Source organism: Nonlabens sp. SY33080, assembly GCF_011784885.1.
GTDB classification, from domain to species: Bacteria; Bacteroidota; Bacteroidia; order Flavobacteriales; family Flavobacteriaceae; genus Nonlabens; species Nonlabens tegetincola.
In genome coordinates this window covers 413,859-434,008 of sequence record NZ_CP050461.1, presented here as the reverse complement: position 1 = coordinate 434,008, position 20,150 = coordinate 413,859, and the positions used below count along the sequence as shown (strand labels likewise).

The window sequence follows — 20,150 nt, the reverse complement described above, 5'->3', positions numbered from 1 at the left end:
TTACGCTTTCGCGAAAGCGAAATACTTCTAACCTTTACCTATAGTATACATTTTGAATCCTATATCTTCCATTTTATAATGATCCAAAATCATACGACCATCGAATAGGAACGCAGGTTTCAACATTTTGTTATAAATAGATTTCCAATCGTAATCTTTAAACTCATCCCACTCTGTCATAATAGCAATCGCATGAGCCTGATCGAAACTCTCCATAGGATCGTTAACAACAGTAACTCCTTTTCTATTTTCTTCGCTACTTCGAGTATTTAAATAATCTAAATCGGCATAAATCTGTTCAGCAGTTACTTTAGGATCGTAAACCACAATTTCTGCCTGTTCATTAAGTAGGTCATCTGCTACATATATACTTGCAGATTCTCGGGTGTCATTCGTATCTTTTTTAAATGCCCAACCAAGCATTGCTATTTTCTTGCCAGAAACAGTATTATAAAGTGTTTTAACAATATTAGATGCAAATCGCCTTTTTTGATGATCATTCATTATGATTACTTGCTCCCAATAGTCAGCTACCTCTTGCAAACCGTAAGACCTAGAAATGTATACAAGATTTAAAATGTCCTTTTGAAAACAACTACCTCCAAAACCAACGGACGCTTTCAAAAACTTAGATCCTATCCTAGAATCAGTTCCTATAGCTCTCGCTACCTCATTGACATCAGCTTCAGTTTTTTCACAAAGCTCACTAAGTGCATTTATACTACTAACTCGTTGTGCGAGAAATGCATTGGCAGTAAGTTTAGAAAGCTCTGAAGACCAAACGTTGGTCGTCAAAATTCTATCAGAAGGCACCCAATTAGCATAAACATCTACTAAAGCCTTTTGAGCCATACGTCCTTCCTCAGTTTGTTCACCACCAATAAGTACTCGGTCAGGATTTAACAAATCTTGAACAGCGGTTCCTTCTGCAAGAAATTCTGGATTGGATAAAATTTGAAACTTTACATCCTTGGAAGTATTGTCAAGAATATTTTTGAGTGCTTCGGCTGTACGAACCGGTAGTGTACTTTTTTCAACTATAATTTTATCATTCTCAGCAACATCTGCAATCTGTCTAGCACATAATTCAATGTATTTTAAATCGGCCGCCATTCCTTTTCCTACTCCATAGGTTTTTGTAGGAGTATTTACAGAAATAAAGATCATATCAGCTTCCTTGATCGCTTGATCGACTTCTGTCGAGAAAAATAGATTTCTTCCTCTAGCTTGTTGCACTAGGTCAGATAGACCTGGTTCATAAATAGGTATTTTGGAAACATCAGAATCGTTCCAAGCTTCAATTCTTTTGTTATTAACATCAACTACATTAACCTTAATATGAGGACATTTAGCAGCTATAACAGTCATTGTAGGGCCACCGACATATCCTGCTCCTATACAACAGATGTTTTTAATCATGTTCATTACATTTAATGCGGCAAAGGTAACTATTCATCACTAAAACGTTTAATTAAATTTTAAGACTAAAAAGTAAGAAAAGATTAGCCTATCTCTTAAAAACAAGTATCTTTGTCGCTTAATAGAAAGCAAAAAAACAAACTTCATGAAAAAAAGTATTTTTTTGGCAATGGCTTTAGTAGCTAGTATAGCCGTTGCCCAAAATGACGAAATGGAATCAGATGTTAAAGTTAACGACTTTAATAAGTGGTCGATCGATGTAGGTGCTGGTGTAACAAAACCTGTAAGACCTTTATCATCAGGAGCCTTTACTAACACACCATCCTTATGGCAGGCAGATTTAGGGATTCGTTACATGGTTAATAATAAATTTGGTTTTAATCTTGATTTAGGATATAATAGCTTCAATGCAGATGAAGAAAGCCGTGATTTTGAAAGCAGGTATGTAAGAGCAACACTTGAAGGTGTGCTTAACGCAGGACATATTATTGGATTGAATCAATTAGACGACCGATTAGGTCTTCTAGTTCACGGTGGTATGGGTGTATCTACTCTAAAACCAGTTGAACCTATTGAATTAGATGAAGAATACATGCTTAATTTCCAACTTGGTGTTACTCCTCAAGTTAGATTATCAAATCGAGTGGCTTTATTCGGAGATTTATCTATACTAGGTCATGTTAGACAAGACTATACTTTTGACGGTCTAGGAAGAACAGGAACTAGAGGATTTAATGGATTTGTAGTGAATGCTTCTGCAGGTTTAAATATTTACCTAGGTAGTAATGATATTCATGCAGACTGGGCTCCGGATATGTATGATGAGAAAATTGCTGAAATGGCAGCAGCTGTTGATAAAATGGCTCGCGAGCAAGCAGATGATGATCAAGATGGTGTTCCTAACTATTTAGACCGTGATAATACTACTGAAAGTGGTGTGAGAGTTGATAGTAAAGGTCGCGCAATCGACATGAACAAAAACGGTATCCCAGATGATATGGAAAGTTCTTTAGCTAATACTTATGTAAATAAGACCGATGCTGAAAACATGATGAATCAAGCTGGAGCTGCTGACTCTGATCTAGTTAAAAAATTAATCAACGAAGGTTACGTAAATGTATATTTCCAGTTTAACAGCACTAAGCCTACTACTTATAGTTTAGGAGCTCTTAACACTATCGTACAGTATATGAAGGATCACCCTTCTGCAACTGCTACTTTGACTGGATATGCTGATGAAATCGGAAGCCCAGAATACAACAAACAATTGTCTGAGCGTCGTGCTAAGATGGTAAATGATGTAATGGTTGCAGCTGGTATTGATGCTTCAAGGTTAACTGTTAACGGTGATGGTGAAGATGCATCAGTAGATAAAAATAGCGCACAAGCTAGACAAATGGTAAGAAGAGTTACTTTTAGAGTAAACTAATCTAACTGTTCTTTCTGTTAATATAAAGCTGCCCAATCGGGCAGCTTTTTTTATTCCTCTATTTTATGAATATCGAATGTGGATATATTTCTGAACATATTCTAAGAAAAAAGATACATTACATCAACACTTAAACTAAGCTGAAAAGTCTTTTAACAACCCACATGATAAGTAAATTAAGAATTCATCTAATACAGGTACTTAAGCTTTTGAGATTATAAGCGATCTCAAGACAGACATAAGAAGTATAGCTAGTATCCTAAATAGTCCAATTATTTAGGATACTAGCTATACTTCTATTCTTTTTCAAAAAGAAACTCTTCTATATACATCATTAATACCATAGTTCACACTTCCCAAACTCGATTACATTCTGACCAAATCATCGATAAAGAATAAGGTCTTTAAATCTATAAAAAGAATAGGAAGAATATAAAACAGTTAAGTAGATTGAGATAAGCTAGCAATAAAAAAACCCGTTTGAAGCTTCAAACGGGTTATGTACTTTATTGTAAGGAATCGACTAAATTATTGGATACCTTCTTTTAACCAATCTCTATATTCATTTATGTCTGGCGTATAACCTACTGGATCAGGCATTCCTTTTTGAGTTCCATCTGCATTAAGTTTCACATAATAAGGCTGTGCTGCATTCTTAAATTGTTTCTTTTGTAACTCGTACCACTTATCTCCTATCGTTCTTACTTTTCCTCCTAAGACTTCACTTTCATATTGCTCTTCTTTGGGTAGTTTGTTTTGATCATCTACGTATAAAGAAATCATCACAAAGTCATTCTTTAATATGGGCAATATTCTAGAATCTGACCAAACACGTTCTTCCATTTTACGGCAATTCACACAAGCATAACCAGTGAAATCTACTAACACGGGTTTATTGACTTGTTTAGCATAAGCCAATCCTTCATCATAATCATCAAAAGTTATGATGTCGTGTACACCTAAATGAGCATGTTCAGGAATTTCTGTCACTTCAGTAAGTTTTTTGTAACCTACTCCATAAGGTGACTCCGCATAATTTAATGGTGGTGGAAAACCTGATATAATTTTTAATGGTGCGCCCCACATACCAGGAATCATGTATATAGTAAAGGATAAAACAACCACACCCAACAAGGCTCTACCTACTGAAATAGTTGACTCTGGTCCATCGTGTGGCATTTTAATTCTACCAAATAGATACAAGGCTAGTGAACCAAATATGGCTATCCAAAAGGCTAGGAACACCTCACGTGGTAACAGCATGAATTGATATACTAAATCTGCGTTGGATAAAAATTTGAATGCTAACGCTAACTCTAAAAAACCCAAAACAACTTTAACTGTATTCAACCATCCTCCCGATTTTGGTAACGAATTCATCCAGCCAGGAAAGATGGCAAACAAAGTAAAAGGAAGTGCAAGCGCAGTCGAGAATCCTAGCATACCAACAATAGGTGCTACTCCACCTTTACTGGCTGCTTCAACGATCAATGATCCAACAATAGGTCCTGTACAAGAAAATGAAATAATAGCTAAAGCCAAAGCCATAAAAAATATACCTATAAATCCACCCTTATTGGATTTTTCGTCGACTTTATTTGCCCAAGATTGTGGTAAGGTAATTTCAAACGCTCCAAGGAACGAAGCGGCAAAAATTATAAGAATGATGAAAAAACCTAAATTGACATAAGCATTAGTAGACATGGCATTCAGGATACGGTCACCAAAAATAGCCACCACTACACTACCTAACAACACATAGATTAATATGATAAAAAAGCCATATAGAATAGCGTTTGAGATTCCTTTAGCTCGATTACTACTTTGTTTAGTAAAGAAACTCACCGTAAGCGGTATCATTGGAAATACACAAGGTGTTAATAAGGCTGCAAAACCGGCTAAAAAGGAAACCAAGAAAATACCCCATAAACTCTTTTCTTCCGTGTCATTTTCAATTTTATCATTTTGTTTATTACTCGTATCACTTTTAGATGCTTGTACATCAGATTCTGATTTAGATTCTAAGTCATGACTTTCCATTAGTGGAATGGAACTAGGTTCAGGTCCTTGCGAAAGTAAAGGTTCCTTTTCTTCATCATAATAAATATCAATGATATCAGTGGCGTCATCAGGAACTACAACATCAGGATTGAGTTTATACACGTATGAAAAAGAAGTTGGTCTTAAACACTTTTCATCATCACATACCTGATAACCTATTTCTCCAACGATGTATTCTAGAGATTCATCTAGTATTTTCACCCGTTGTTCAAAACTACCTTTATCAGAAAATTGATACACATTGAAATCCCAAACGGAAGAAAACTCTGCAAAAGATCCTTCCTCCTTATTTACACCGATAAGTTCAATTTTATCTTCAACTCCGTAATAACTAAATGTAGTTGGAATAGGTCCTCTACCCTTTTCACCTGTTTGAGAATATAAATGCCATCCAGGTTCTAGAATTACTTGAGTTTTAAAAACATATTCGTTTTCAGCTATTTTTTCAACGGTTGTATTCCAATTGGTAGGATCTTGGTCACCAAACTGTGCAAAAGCATAAAAGCTCAAAAAGCACAATAAAATGCTTAGGTAGTTTCTCATGAATGAAAAGTTATTTTTAATAGTTTTTTAGTAGATGATGTAACTGGAAAATGAATGCTGTTTCTATACCCTATCACCCATAATAAATGACCAAGATAACGCAATACTGGAACATTGGGCTTTTCAAAGGTAGAAACCTTATAATTTGTAAGTATATCACTTACTAATTGACTTTTTCCCTTCATACCGAATGGTTGTAATTTATCTCCTGCTTTCCAATTTGTTATTTTTAGAGGAGCGACTATTAATTCAGCATCAAGAAACAAATCATTCTTGCTTGCTTCATTTTTTACAAGCTCTAATGGATTATTTACCGATCGTATTTCAAGTTCAAAAGTTCCTATCTCAGTTTCCACTTTAGAATTTTCTATAGGCATACTTACATCAAATTCAAGCTTTTTCGGTACGGGAATTAACTTAAAATATTCTCTATCTCGCCATAATTGATAAGCACCTAATTCTAATCTCTTACCACTTGGTGAATTCATAAATTGCATTAATTCATCGTAGTTAACGGCTGTAAATTGATTGACAACTTCATATAAATACAAACCAGCTTGATGGTAAGATGTTAATGCTTTGATCGAGAAATGTATTTCATCCTGAACCTGTGTGATTACGCTTTCGCGAAAGAGTGATACCGCATCATCTTGTAATTGTTTACTAGCTTTTAAATTAACCAACACTTTAGGAAGATTTTCCCTTAATTGTGGTAAAGCTTTATACAATTGAGGAAGCACGAGGTTACGTAATTGGTTGCGTAAATAGTTATTTTGATTATTGCTTGCGTCCTCTCTATACTCTACCTGATTATATGTTGCATAGTTTTCAATTCTCTCTCTAGAGAAAATCAATAATGGTCTTCGGATTTTATTATTGCGGTCAGGTATACCTGTAAGACCATTTAATCCTGCACCACGATTAAGATGCATAAAGAATGTTTCAATTTGATCATCTAAATGGTGAGCAGTGAGAATGTAATCATAATTAAATTCCCTGCACATAGCATAGAAATATTCGTATCTTAATTTTCTAGCAGCTTCTTGAACAGCCATGTTGTGCTGCTTCATAAACTCTTGAGTATTGAAGCTAGTTGTGTGACAAACAACGCCTAGTTCTTGCGCTTTATTAACAACAAGCTCTTGATCTTTATCACTTTCATTTTCTCTAAGAAGGAAGTTACAATGAGTCACAGCATAGTTCAAACCAGACCGATGAATTAAATCCCACAATACCATACTATCACAACCGCCGCTTACTGCAATTAATAGGGATGCATTTAAAAGTTCTGGAAATTCAGTTTGAATATGTTGTTTAAAATCTTGTAACATACCTATCGTGATTCAAAGCCTTGTAAAGCTAAAACATTCTTCATAGCTCTGGCCTTAAGCATACATTCTTGATATTCTTTTTCAGGTTGTGCTGCAACGGTTAAGGCACTACCTACTGAAAAAGACAGGTATTTTAAATTTGAGTTATACAATATAGATCTGATAACCACATTGAAATCAAAATCATCATTTGGAGTAAAATACCCTACTGAACCGCTGTATAAACCGCGTTTAAAGCTTTCTTGCTCTTCTATAATTTTCATGGCACTTATTTTAGGAGCGCCTGTCATACTGCCCATAGGAAAGGAATTTTCAATCGCATCAACAGCACTTATTTCTTCCCTAAGTTCACATGTAATAGTACTTATCATTTGATGTACTTGTTTAAAGGTATAAACGCCAAAAAGTTCTTCTACTTGCACGCTTCCTTTTTGCGCTACTCTTGATAAATCATTGCGCACCAGATCAACGATCATGACATTTTCAGATCGTTCTTTAGGATCGTTTTGTAATTTTTCTTTTAAAGATTCATCCACCACAAAATGTCCAGATCTTGCAGCTGTTCCTTTAATCGGTTGTGATATGATCTTATTTCCTTTTTTTTGTAAATATCTTTCTGGACTAGCTGATATTAGTGAGAACTCATTACTTCTTACATAAGCTGCAAATGGAGGTTCACTTATTTTATTCAAATCATCGTAAGCCTTTATACTATCAAAACAGGCATCATGAGCAAAAAATTCTGTGCAAAAGTTTGCTTCATAAATATCACCTCGCTTAATATGGTTTAAAAATCGATGGGCCTTTTTTATGTATGTATCTTCTTCATCTCGAGCTTCAATAAACTGAGATTTAACTACTGTTGCGTGATGAGTTATTGGATGCTGAACTATATGATTAATTAAGTCTGTAACAACTCTTGAATCGTTTACATAGGCATGTAATTCTACCTTTCCCTTTTTACAACTAAATACATATTGAGGTACTACAAATTGCATTACCGGTATTTGCATCCCATCTACATTGAATGACTCAAGTTCTTCTACCTCATTTTTTAAGTCGTAGGTCAACCATCCAAAACACCAATCTGGGAATTCTTCTCTAAAGGATCTCAAACTATTAAAAGCTTCACCTGATTGGGGAATTAACTTTTCTAGAGCACCTACTGCCACTAACCAATCATAATTAGTATATTGATCCTGATGATGGTTACTGTCTAATAAAAAGAAAAAAGATTCCTTTTTAAAAAAATGTATTAAGGCAGTTTTAAATGCCGCAGCATCCTTTTGGATAGAATATGTTTGTCGTTTGTTCACTTACTAATTTAGAAACAAAAAGTGCGAGTAAATTAAAACTCGCACTTTATAAATTCATTACTTATACAATATTATACATGTAGAGCACGATCATCAGTTGCAGCAAGAGCCGCTTCTTTAACAGCCTCGGCATAGGTAGGATGTGCGTGTGACATTCTAGCAATATCTTCGGCGCTAGCTCTAAATTCCATTGCTGTTACAGCTTCTGAAATTAGGTCGGCTACTCGAGCACCTATCATGTGTACACCTAGAACCTCGTCGGTTGCTTTATCGGCAATAATTTTTATTAATCCATCAATGTCACCACTTGCTCTAGATCGCCCTAAAGCTCTCATAGGGAATTGACCAACTTTGTAATTTGCCCCAGATTCCTTAAGTTGTTCTTCCGTTTTACCTACACTTGCTACTTCTGGCCAAGTGTAAATTACATTAGGAATAAGGTTGTAATTAATATGTGGCTTTTGACCTGCAATTGTTTCGGCTACAAATACACCTTCTTCTTCTGCCTTGTGAGCTAGCATAGCGCCACGTACTACATCTCCTATCGCATAAATGTTTGAGACATTAGTTTGTAAATGTTCATTTACCTCTATTTGACCACGCTCATTAACCTTTACACCTGCAGCGGTAGCATTTAATTTATCTGTATAAGGGCGACGACCTACACTTACTAAAACGTAATCACCAGTAAAGCTTACTTCTTCTCCCTTTTTATTTTTTGCCGTTACCGTTACTTCATCACCATTGCGTTCCACTTTATTAACCGCATGAGATAACTGGAATTTTACTCCTTGCTTTTTAAGAACCTTGGTAAGCTCTTTAGATAAAACCTTATCCATTCCAGGAGTAATGCGATCCATGTATTCAATCACAGTAACATCGGCTCCTAGACGACGATAAACCTGACCTAGCTCTAGTCCTATAACGCCACCACCAATTACGATCATGTGTTTAGGTATTTCTTTAAGCGATAATGCTTCGGTAGATGTAATGATACGCTCCTTATCTAGTTCTATAAATGGCAGTGTTGCAGGTTTTGAACCTGTTGCAATTATAGTTTTTGCTGCCTCGATAGTTTGTGTTTCTTCACCTTCTATTTTAATATGAGTAGCATCGACAAATGAACCCATTCCAGTAAAAACATCGATGTTGTTCTTTTTCATAAGAAATGCTACACCATCACAAGTTTGATCAACTACTTTTTGTTTACGAGCGATCATTTTTTCAAAATTGATCTTAATATCTCCTGGGATATCGATACCGTGCTCTTCAAAATGTCTCATCGCATCATCATAATGATGAGAAGAATCTAAAAGTGCTTTTGATGGAATACATCCCACATTCAAACAGGTTCCACCCAATGTATTGTATTTTTCTATAATGGCAGTTTTCATACCTAGTTGTGCACATCGAATTGCTGCAACATATCCACCAGGTCCCGAGCCTATAACGGCTACATCGTATTTACTCATAAAAGAGGTCTTTATTTCATATTTATAATGAATAACAAAGATAAGAAATAGGCTTTTTTTTTCATACATTATGGACTGTTATATGATAGAATGTGATTATACGCTTTCGCGAAAGCGTACTCACTACCTACTTTTTTAAATTTATCATTTGTGTTGTAACAAAAAGTGAACCTAAACTACTTATAAGCATAATCTGATTTTGTGAAACCAGACCAAGAAAAACAATTTGTAGAGCTACTTGATAAACACCAGAATATCGTGCACAAAATATGCCGATTATATACCAATGATCAAGATGCACATAATGATTTGTTTCAAGAAGTTACGATACAACTGTGGAAAGCCTATCCCAAATTTAGAGGTGATAGCAAGTTTTCAACCTGGATGTATCGTGTAGCACTGAATACGGCAATTACATTGTATCGTAAAAACAAACGTAGAGTTAAAACTCAAGAATACGATAGCGTACAATTTAAAATTGAAGACCGTAAAGAGGAAGATGATTCAAACGAACAACTTACGTTATTGTACAGTGCTATTAAACAACTTAATGATATAGATAAAGCTCTTGTTTTTTTATATCTGGAGGATAAAAATTATAAGGAGATCTCATACACTTTGGGTATAAGCGAGGTAAATGCCCGAGTAAAGATGAATCGAATAAAAACAAAACTTGCTAAACTTGTAAATCCATAAACTATGGATCAATTAGATATTTTAAAAGAAAACTGGAAGCAACAGGAAAAAGGTTTACCTAAATTTTCTACAACTGCACTGAGCAGTATGCTTCACAAGAAAAGTAGTAACATCGTAAAATGGTTACTCTACATTGCGTTAATTGAATTTGCACTACTCACCTTGGTAAGTTTTCTTCCCTTTATGACTGATGCTAGAGATGAGGCTATTGAAATCACAGGCGAGAGTTTTCATTATGGAACGTATGTATTTAGCTACATCGCGCTTATAATTTTTGTGTATTTATTTTACCGTAACTACCGTCGCATATCAGCAGTTCAACCAGTAAAGGAATTGTTGCGTAACATTATCATTACCCGTAAAACAATGAGGGCTTATATCTGGTTTAACCTAGCCTTTGTCTTTGTATACGGTGTGATTTTTAGTATCCTAATGTTAGAAAATGACCCTAGAATTTACAATATGGTGCATGCTCCTTCAAACGCAGGACATGAATTAAAAATTAAATTGATGTTTTTAGGGTTTACCTTCATTTACTTATTGGTAATGTGTCTTGTGATTTACGGGATTTACAGCTTGGTTTATGGAATTTTACTCAAAAGATTGAAAAGAAACTATAAGGAATTGAGTAAAATTGAAATGTAATTAATTGGAGTCTATTAAAATAGAGCTAATAAATTATTCCTTGGGTTGGGTGTTTTTCTAAGTTGTTTCTTACTTTTGAGAGAACCCTAAAACCAACCTTTGACGAAATATAAATACTTTTTTTATACACTTCTTTTTTATAGTTGTTTCCATGCTCATTCCCAGGATAATGAAATTAAATCCTTTTCATTAGACTTCAATCCATTTTATGGTACCATTTTAGAACATAATCCTGATATAGCTCATTTAATCACTGATCATCCTACAGGTTTTATCGTAAGTTATAACAAGAAAACATACGGTTACAACCAATGGGAAAGACGATTCAACTATCCTGACTGGGGTTTTTCTCTATCCTATCAAGATATGAAAAACCAATATTTAGGAGAAAATATTGGCCTATACGGGCATTTTAATTTCTACTTTTTGAAACGAAGTTTGACTTTGAGAATTGGTCAAGGTATCGCCTATACTAGTAGTCCCTATGATCGCAATACTAATTATATAAACAACGCTTACGGCACTAGTTTACTGAGCTCGACTTACCTAAAATTTGGATATGTAAAAGAAAATCTAGTTAAAGGATTAGGTATTCACGCTGGTTTTACCATCATTCATTATTCTAATGCAAACATTAAAGCTCCTAATAATAGTACAAACACCTTTGCACTAACGGCAGGTTTAAGCTATCAATTTAACCATGACCAATTCCCAGATTATATTCCTAATACTGAAAGTAAAAAATACACAGAACCTTTTAAATACAATTTCGTATTTAGGAGTGGTATTAATGAAAGTGATATTAATGGAAGTGGTCAATTCCCATTTTATGTTTTTACTGGTTTTATAGATAAAAAAATTAATCGTAAAAGCACGTTGTTAGCAGGATCAGAATTATTTGTTTCCTATTTTTTAAAGGAATTTATCAAACATCAATCTATTGCGTTTCCTGAGAATAATATAAGCGCCGATACTGATTTTAAGAGAGTTGGTGTTTTTATAGGTCACGAATTACGTTTTAATAAAATTGCTTTTATCACACACTTAGGCTACTATGTTTACTGGCCGGTAGAATTTGAAAATCGAGTTTATAATAGATTAGGACTTAAAAGATATTTTGGCGATAAATTTTTTGGAGTGGTAAATGTGCATTCACATGGCGCCAAAGCTGAAGCTGTTGAATTTGGAATTGGTATAAGATTATAACTATGAAAAAAGCATTCTTTTTCCTTTTTGTCGTGATTCTTTTCTCTTGTGATTCAGAGAATGTTAATGATTGTGTGCAAACATCGGGTGACCTAGTACAAATTGATTATGATATTACAGGTTTCAATAAAATTATAGTCTACGACCGTAGCCAGCTTATTGTATCACAAGGACCTTATGAAGTAATCCTAGAAACCGGTGAAAATCTTGTAAATGATATTGATATTACAGTAGCCGATGCTACCCTATCCATTAAAAACAACAATAGTTGTAACCTGGTACGGGAATATGGAGTAACTAAAGTATATGTAACCTTACCTGATCTTCAAGTTTTAAGAAACAGTTCTGGCCTTGCTGTGAAAAGTTCAGGCACTCTTAATTTGAACGAACTTACCTTGCTGTGTGAGGATACCGAAGAAGAAGATGCTTTTCATATTAGCGGCGACTTTGATCTCGATATTAATGTAGATAAGCTTTCTATAGAAACAAATGGTCTGAGTAATTTCTTTTTAAATGGGACTGTGAATGAACTCGATCTAAAATTCCTTTTAGGAGACTCGAGATTTGAAGGTAGAAACCTAGAGGTGCAAACAGCTCAGGTCTACCATAGAGGTACTAACGATATTTTTCTTCAAGCAAAACAACAAGTGACAGGCTCCTTGCTGAGTACAGGAAATTTAATTCTAACCGAAGAGCCACCTGTTGTAAACGTAGAAGAATTGTATACTGGTCGTGTAATTATTGAGTAATATTCGTTAATTGACACCTACTTCATTAAGTCTCCAATCATATTCTAAATAATTAATCTCGGTAGTCGGTTGAATTTTAACTCTAGAATATTGATTAATGTATTCGTCTATAGAATTAGCTTGTTTTAAAAAATCCTTCTTATACCATTTAAATATTTCAGAGATTCTTACTCTATCACTTGTTATCTCGTTTTTATCAGAGTTAATGAACTCCGTTGTTGCCTGCTCCATTAAAGAATCCACGTTCTTTGCTGTATAAGCTTCTCTCATTAACTTGGGGCAAGAATAAGATGCACAGTTGATGGCAAAATGAATTCTAGGCTCATTCATTTTCTGCAGGATTCCCTTTTCTACATCGGCTAGAGACAGTTTTTCATCACCTATTTGAATAAATTTTTTCAAAAACGGAGATATGGTAGCTTCTACATCTTTAATACTTTTAATAGGGTAATTTTTTACAATCAGGTGTACCGTACTCGCATTATAAAGATTTATGAAATACGCTAGTTGTTCTTCGTAACTCCATTTTTCAGAAGGTTCATTTTCTGATAGGTATATTAAATACTCGGACAATAAAGCACTATCTTTTTGAAATCCTTTATAATCCACCAGTCCTTCTTCACGAACATGTTTTTTTAGTAAATCATCCCATTGTTGGTGATTTATCTCGTTAACTAGTGGTACTGAACTATTACTTGTTCTAGCTTGTTTTTTAAAATTAATTCCTCGTGATGAAACACATGAAATCATTAAACAAGAAAAAATAGCTATTGCAACAAGATTGTATATTTTCATTTTCATAATGGGTAAATTACAACCTATAGAGGTGCATTGTTCCTAATTATTCCATAAAAATACTTACCTATCTAGTGGTGCTTGTGGATAGTACGCTTTCGCGAAAGCGTAATTCACAACCTAATTACCTATACTATTTTAAGCCTCTATACCGGCAAAGGCTTGTTGGATTCCCATGCGTAAACGACGGTAGTAATCCTCTTCTAACCATTCCTTGTAATTGTTGGTATTATTGATAATACAGTAAGCATAACGTTTTACTCTATCCTTAATATCATCCTTTAACAACCTAGCTAAAATACGTGCGTCGAATACATCTTCACTATTTTCTACGCACCATTGTACGTGTTGAGCTATAGATTCGTCTAGTACCTCTTTGGACTTACGTCCTTCTTTTGTGATTCGTTTATAAGCTCCTTTTATATCAAAGGTAAAGTCTGTTGTATTAGGAAATTCGGCTCTTACATCATCTGGCATTTTATATACAAAATTGCGCTCTATTTCCTCATCAGACACTATGTTTTCAACGTAGAAGTCTGGTGTTCTGAAAATTTGTTGCCAGTCGATAGGCTCATTCCATAATCCAAATCTGGCGACGTTGTTTCCTAAGTCGATGATGTGAAATTCCTTTTTGTTCTCAAATATTCTAGATCCACGACCTATCATTTGAAAATATAGAGTAAGAGATTTTGTAGCACGATTAAGAACAATACATTCTACAGAAGGTTCATCAAATCCTGTAGTTAATATACTCACTGAAGTAAGGACGGCATCTGGTTTTTCTTTAAACCATTTTAATATCTCTCGTCGCTCCTCTTTAGTATTAGTATTATCTAAATGCCTGATCTCAACACCAGCTCTTCTAAAAGTATCTTCAACTTCTAGACTAGTACGTATACCATTATTAAAGATAAGTGTTTTCTTTCCTTTACAAATTTCATTATACGAGGTTAACAACTTATCCTGCATGGTTGCATTAGTATAAAGAGCCTCACTGGATTTAACCGTATAATCTCCATTCATACCAATAGTTAATCCACTCAATCCGACATCATATGTATGAGTAACAGCTTGTGCTAAAAAGCCTTTTTCTACTAGCGTTGAAATACTATCACCTACAATAAGCTCTTTGTAATTATCCTTCATTGGCAATTTGAAGTTAGAGCTTAAAGGAGTTGCCGTAACACCTAGCATAAAACAATGTTCAAAGTACTTAAACAACTTACGGAAACTATTGTAATGCGCCTCGTCAATGATGACCAACCCAATATCTTCAAGGAGAAGTTTATCATCTTGAATTCTGTTATTTAAGGTCTCTACCATCGCTACGAAGCAATCGTAGTCTTTTTGATCATTAAGATCCTTGACTTTTGAGTTGATCACTTTATTTCTTACGCCAAAACCTTTCAACATCTTGCTTGTTTGCTTACACAATTCTATACGGTGTGTAAGGATCACAACTTTCTTATTTTTTTGCTCTAGATATCGACGTACGATTTCAGAAAAGACCACCGTTTTACCACCACCAGTTGGTAGCTGATAAACCATGTTATAGTCATCTGGTTTATTGTTTATTCTATCAAAAATAGCCGCTAAATCACGTTCTTGATAATCGTAAAGGGATTTAATTTCAGTGCTATTTTCTGGGGAATTCATACAATGCTATTTTTTTTTGAGATTTGCAAAAATAGGGCATTTAAAAGGTTTATCTAGCTTGATGATGATGGAATTTTAGTTTCTTTTTAATTCAGTCTTCTTTAACAATTAATAGAATAAGACACCGTATTTTTGTAGGCTTATTTTCCTGCCATCAAAAATGGAACAAGTGCTAGATAAAAAGAAAAAAAAATTTGAACCAAAACGTGCTCACCGGTACTATAAAATCACTGGATTTTACGAGTTTGTGATTGATAGTATTAAAAAATCAATGCCACCAGTGATCGCTATTGTAATTATCTTGCTGCTGGTTCACTTTTTTGTAATGGAAATTCCTGTAGCATTGAAATATGCTGTAGAAAATTTACCTGATTATGGAGTTCTTGCTTTTTTTTATGCCTCTGAAACTATTCTTGGATTAGTTCCGCCAGAATTATTCATAGCTTGGGCTGGTGAAACTAGCTCACCTGTATTAAACTTGTTTTTGCTAGCTCTTTTTTCTTATTTGGGTGGAATGACTTCTTATTTTATAGGAAGACGTGCTCTTAAAATTCCATCTGTACATCAATATTTAGAAGTGAAAATGGCTAAACAGTTACTAATGGCGCGTAAATGGGGTGGAATTTTAATTGGTGTAGGCGCTCTTCTACCGCTTCCTTTTTCTATGGCTAGCTTGGTTGCTGGAATGCTTAAATACCCATTCAAGAATTGGATACTCATTGGATTGCTGCGATTTTTGAGGTTTGCACTGTACGGTGCTGCGATATTCTCAATAGTCTAATAGAATCATTCTTGACACGGCGCATCAGCTTTTAATTTTTTACTTACATAGGGATTATCGGCCGCGTAAAATCGCCAAGGCAATTGTGCGTCCTCACCGGCATAGTCTATACCTATTCTAACACTTTGTATTACAGGAAGCGCTTTGGTTTTATCAAGTATGTAAATTTGAGAACCTTGAAGATCCTCACCGTAATGAGACTTTGATATTCCGAGAGCTTTTGAAACATTACCAGGTCCACTTGTTAAGCTAGCTTCTACTTTGCTTTTATTTCTTCTTTTAAGCATGTGGTCTAGACCAGAAGTAGGTTGTATGGCTCTTATTAAAATGGCGTCGGCGTTATGTTTTTTATTCGTAATAATATTGAACAGGTGATGAATACCATAACATAGGTAAACATAGGCAACGCCACCTGTTTCATACATTACTTTGGTTCTTTCAGTGAATCTACCCAAATGTGCATGGCAAGCCTTATCATCGTAGCCTCTATAAGCTTCGGTTTCAGTTATAATTCCCGAAGTTTTTAAGCCATCAATTTCAGTAACTAATTCGGTCCCTATTAGGTACCTCGCGAGTGCTACCACATCATCTTGTTGATAAAATGCAGCATTTAGTTTTTTCATGATAATAATTGAGGTGCAAATGGGTTATTCCATTTCACGTTGTTTACGCTTGAAATGCTTCATTTCTTTCCACCTTGCTAAAAATCCAATAGCTAAAACAACAGCCAGTGTGGTAACTATAAATTTATAAGATAAGATTTGATCACCGCTAGCATAACTATGAAGACCTGATAAATAGAAGTTAACACCAAAGTATGTAAACAATATGGAACCAAAGGCCAATACCGACCACAAGTTATAAGTCCATCTTCCTTTGAGACCAGGAATGAGTCTTAAGTGTAAAACAAAGGCATAAATAAAAATAGAAATTAAAGCCCAGGTTTCTTTAGGATCCCAACCCCAGTATCTACCCCAACTTTCATTTGCCCACATACCTCCTAAAAAGTTACCTATTGTAAGCATAATTATACCTATAGTCAAAACTACTTCGTTAAGGTAGGTAAGCTCTTTAATATTTAAATCAATACGTTTTTTATTCTTTTCAGTAGTTACAATCATTAGAATCAAGGCTATCAATCCTAGTATCATACCCAAAGCAAATGGACCATAACTACCTACAATCACAGCAACGTGTATCATTAACCAATACGAGTCTAATACAGGTTGTAAATTGGAAATAGATGGATCTAACCAATTTAACTGAGCTACCCAAAGAATTATAGCAACTACAAAAGCTGCTCCTGCAACAATTAACTGGCTTTTTCGGCTTAATAACAATCCCATACCCATTGTAGCCCATGCTACATAAATCAATGATTCATAAGCATCGGACCATGGAGCATGACCACTTAAATACCATCTAACTACTAATCCAGCTGTGTGAGCAAGAAATAATCCAATAATAACTATATGATGAAAATTTATACTCCATCTGATTTGTTTCATTGGTTTTAATATCTCTGCCACCAATAGAAGCAACATTAATAATCCAAACCAACCATACCACTTGTACAGATTTTTGAAAATATCGTGTTTATTGTAAAAAATCTCAGCGTCAATCTTATCCTGACTTGGCAACAAATCACCACCAAATTGCTTTTGAAATTCAAACATCCCATTGAGAGCAGCATTTGCTGCTAGATAATTCCCTGTTTGTTTACCTTGATTAAGCAATGTCAAATATGCCGGAATGAAATTTTTTGCAAACTCCTTTTCTGGTTCTGCTTGATAGTTAGCCTTTTCAGTTTCGATTGGGGAATACCATTTGTTATTCTCTGTATTTTGTCCTGGAAAAATTTTAAGGATATTTCCTGAAAGTGTTTCGTTTAAAATCCCGGTCGAAAAATTGAGATCTAATATGTTATTCTGCTGCGCAGTCTTTATATCAGCCGCATTTGCCTCATCAACTAACCTGCTTAATTTATAACTTCCAAAGGTATCATCTGGTCGTCTGAAGAAATCTGTTCCACTAGCAAACTTTCTACTACGATCAATTCCTAATAAGTCACGAATAGAATCGTTACCTCTTTTTAATTTAATAATAGGTACTTCAAACCACAATTGTCCCAGTTGCATCATACTCAAAAGAGTTTGCTCTGGTGTCAATTTAACAATGCTGTCTCCTACTTCAGCCTCGTAGTATTCCTTTTCTGATAGTCTTCTTAAAATTTCACTTGATAAAGTAGAGATTGGTTTCATTCTACCATCATCTTGAGCTACCAATCTACCAAACATTTCTGCTTGCTTCTCTGGAACCATATTAGCAACTATGATACTGTCTAATTTTTGTTTTGGTATCACAGGCATCTTTACTTCTTCGATAGGCGGTGCCTCTTGCGTAATTACTGAGGCTAATGAATCCGAAGCTACCGAATTTGTTTCATGATCATGACCGGCATGATTATCTTGTGCTATAGCACCAGAGATAGAAAACAAAATAACAACGATAGTAGTAGCCATTTTGGCCTTACGTTTTACTACTCTATTCACCAATCTACCTAACTCTGCAAAGCGAGTATGTTTTGAAAACAATAATCCTAATAAACCAATATATAAAAGGTAATACCCCAAATAAGTGATATTTGTTCCCCACCAATCATGGTTAACACTTAAATGTGTTCCTAATTCGTCTGGATCAAAGCCTGCTTGGAAAAACCTATATCCTTCTTTATCTAATACGTTATTCATATAGATATGTTCTTTTACTGCACCAGATTCATCATTTACTGTAACATAAGATTCAAAGGAAGAATATCCGTTTTCAGTTCCTGGGTACTTATTTGCCACAAAATCATCCAGAGTTACACTAAAAGGTAATTCAAGTTGCTTTGAGCCATACTTGAGGTACACATTTTTATCGCCTAATTGAATATTTTCATAATCTGATATCATACCTTTTCCTCCTAGCAATTCCATTTTCTTACTTTCAATACCATCCGATACAGTTACAAACAAGCCGTAGGCTTTTGCTTTAGTAGGTGGACTTGCTTGAACAATTCCTGGTCTACCTTCAGTAATTCCATTAGGTATCACAAATTGCAAACCAGCTGTTGTATATAAAGATCTTAATTGTAATGGTTGAATACTATCTTGAATAACAGTTCCTTTCATTTGGTCTGCCATTCTTAAAAATTCACCTTCATAAGGAGTTTGAATTGTATAACCATTCCAGTTTTCAGTGATGTTTATAATTTTCTCTTTAGCAGCAATTTCGGGATCTATATTAACACCAAAAAGTACACCGTGTATACTACTTTTCTCACCATCCTTGATTAGATGATCGTGACGAGAACCACTACCTGCTTCCACTACAGTTAAGTATCTATCACCAGTACCTTCTTCAACTGGCACCAGTCCTTCAACAGCATCGTATAGTAAACTATCGATAGTCACCGTAACTTTATCATTAAAGTATTCAAACGAGGTTTCTATATCATAATCATAAGGTGATATGAGGACCTTTTCATCTACAGTACGTTGGATATCTTGACCATCTGGACTTTTTCCTTGGATAATGGCACTGAAGTAAGTACTCTCGCTGAAAAAGAATTTTTCGGTTTCTCCTTCACGAATCAACAACATACCTTCATAAGAAATATATCTGGTAATTCCCGCTCCTATTATAATGAGTACCCAAGAGATATGAAGTAATAACACAGCCCACTTTTTCCATTGTAGTAATTGATAGCGTTTAATATTATAAATAAAGTTTGCCATCAACCACAACATTATCAATGAAAACCACCAAGTATTATAGATCCAAATCTTTGATGTAGGTGTATCGTAACTGTTTTCAATAAAGGTTCCAAAAGCCATCGCAGCTGCAAATCCTATCATAAGAACTGCCATAGTACGGGTACTGAAGAAAAAAGCTATCAATTTGTCTTTCATAGTCAATTTTTAAGGGTAAAATCAGGAATATTTTACCGGCCGCAAAGATACTTCACAAAAGCCGACCTGCCATAGTTTGTGAGTCGATGAAGAGTGCT

15 protein-coding genes are annotated in these 20,150 nt (G+C 34.8%); 6 read left to right on the top strand and 9 right to left on the bottom strand.

Features of this window, described 5'->3' with window-relative positions:
- Window positions 1-27: 27 nt before the first annotated feature.
- Window positions 28-1,419, bottom strand: coding sequence for a UDP-glucose 6-dehydrogenase (locus HCN53_RS01935; protein ID WP_167341834.1), 1,392 nt, complete (start codon window positions 1,417-1,419; stop codon window positions 28-30).
- A 145-nt stretch (window positions 1,420-1,564) separates the two neighbouring features.
- Between HCN53_RS01935 and HCN53_RS01930 the strand changes: the two genes are divergently transcribed.
- Window positions 1,565-2,848, top strand: coding sequence for an OmpA family protein (locus HCN53_RS01930; RefSeq protein ID WP_167341833.1), 1,284 nt, complete (start codon window positions 1,565-1,567; stop codon window positions 2,846-2,848).
- Window positions 2,849-3,376: 528 nt separating this feature from the next.
- Here HCN53_RS01930 and HCN53_RS01925 read toward each other — a convergent pair.
- The 4 genes from HCN53_RS01925 to lpdA all read right to left on the bottom strand — a co-directional run bounded on the left by HCN53_RS01925 (window position 3,377) and on the right by lpdA (window position 9,571).
- Entirely contained in the window at window positions 3,377-5,452 is a 2,076-nt protein-coding gene (locus tag HCN53_RS01925) for a protein-disulfide reductase DsbD family protein (protein WP_167341832.1), read from the bottom strand.
- Window positions 5,449-6,783 (bottom strand): tRNA lysidine(34) synthetase TilS, encoded by a 1,335-nt coding sequence (tilS, locus tag HCN53_RS01920; RefSeq protein ID WP_167341831.1) that lies wholly within the window; start codon window positions 6,781-6,783, stop codon window positions 5,449-5,451. Before tilS ends, HCN53_RS01925 begins: the two co-directional genes overlap by 4 nt.
- A gap of 2 nt (window positions 6,784-6,785) precedes the next feature.
- Window positions 6,786-8,099: an anthranilate synthase component I family protein gene (locus HCN53_RS01915; RefSeq protein WP_167341830.1), complete on the bottom strand. Its 1,314-nt coding sequence runs from the start codon at window positions 8,097-8,099 to the stop codon at window positions 6,786-6,788.
- 71 nt (window positions 8,100-8,170) lie between these two features.
- The gene (gene lpdA, locus HCN53_RS01910; RefSeq protein ID WP_167341829.1) at window positions 8,171-9,571 is read right to left on the bottom strand and encodes a dihydrolipoyl dehydrogenase; all 1,401 of its coding nucleotides are present in this window, start codon (window positions 9,569-9,571) and stop codon (window positions 8,171-8,173) included.
- 201 nt (window positions 9,572-9,772) lie between these two features.
- Here lpdA and HCN53_RS01905 point away from each other — a divergent pair, with 201 nt between their 5' ends.
- The 4 genes from HCN53_RS01905 to HCN53_RS01890 all read left to right on the top strand — a co-directional run bounded on the left by HCN53_RS01905 (window position 9,773) and on the right by HCN53_RS01890 (window position 12,867).
- A complete protein-coding gene (locus HCN53_RS01905; RefSeq protein WP_042278559.1) occupies window positions 9,773-10,267 on the top strand; it encodes an RNA polymerase sigma factor in 495 nt (164 codons plus the stop codon).
- Window positions 10,268-10,270: 3 nt separating this feature from the next.
- Window positions 10,271-10,912, top strand: coding sequence for a hypothetical protein (locus tag HCN53_RS01900; RefSeq protein WP_105018799.1), 642 nt, complete (start codon window positions 10,271-10,273; stop codon window positions 10,910-10,912).
- A 99-nt stretch (window positions 10,913-11,011) separates the two neighbouring features.
- On the top strand, window positions 11,012-12,118 hold the full coding sequence (locus HCN53_RS01895) for an acyloxyacyl hydrolase (protein ID WP_167341828.1): 1,107 nt from the start codon (window positions 11,012-11,014) through the stop codon (window positions 12,116-12,118).
- 2 nt (window positions 12,119-12,120) lie between these two features.
- Window positions 12,121-12,867, top strand: a complete 747-nt coding sequence (locus HCN53_RS01890) for a GIN domain-containing protein (protein ID WP_167341827.1) — start codon at window positions 12,121-12,123, stop codon at window positions 12,865-12,867.
- A 6-nt stretch (window positions 12,868-12,873) separates the two neighbouring features.
- Here the strand turns inward: HCN53_RS01890 and HCN53_RS01885 are convergent, their stop codons facing one another.
- Window positions 12,874-13,668 (bottom strand): DUF547 domain-containing protein, encoded by a 795-nt coding sequence (locus tag HCN53_RS01885; RefSeq protein ID WP_167341826.1) that lies wholly within the window; start codon window positions 13,666-13,668, stop codon window positions 12,874-12,876.
- A 132-nt stretch (window positions 13,669-13,800) separates the two neighbouring features.
- On the bottom strand, window positions 13,801-15,318 hold the full coding sequence (locus HCN53_RS01880) for a DEAD/DEAH box helicase (RefSeq protein ID WP_167341825.1): 1,518 nt from the start codon (window positions 15,316-15,318) through the stop codon (window positions 13,801-13,803).
- 160 nt (window positions 15,319-15,478) lie between these two features.
- Here HCN53_RS01880 and HCN53_RS01875 point away from each other — a divergent pair, with 160 nt between their 5' ends.
- Window positions 15,479-16,099, top strand: a complete 621-nt coding sequence (locus HCN53_RS01875) for a YqaA family protein (RefSeq protein ID WP_167341824.1) — start codon at window positions 15,479-15,481, stop codon at window positions 16,097-16,099.
- A 5-nt stretch (window positions 16,100-16,104) separates the two neighbouring features.
- Here the strand turns inward: HCN53_RS01875 and HCN53_RS01870 are convergent, their stop codons facing one another.
- Both HCN53_RS01870 and ccsA read right to left on the bottom strand, forming a co-directional pair.
- Window positions 16,105-16,722 carry a DNA-3-methyladenine glycosylase gene (locus HCN53_RS01870; RefSeq protein WP_167341823.1) on the bottom strand — a complete coding sequence of 206 codons (618 nt, stop codon included), beginning with the start codon at window positions 16,720-16,722 and terminating at the stop codon, window positions 16,105-16,107.
- A 24-nt stretch (window positions 16,723-16,746) separates the two neighbouring features.
- The gene (gene ccsA, locus HCN53_RS01865) at window positions 16,747-20,052 is read right to left on the bottom strand and encodes a cytochrome c biogenesis protein CcsA (protein WP_167341822.1); all 3,306 of its coding nucleotides are present in this window, start codon (window positions 20,050-20,052) and stop codon (window positions 16,747-16,749) included.
- Window positions 20,053-20,150 lie beyond the last annotated feature (98 nt).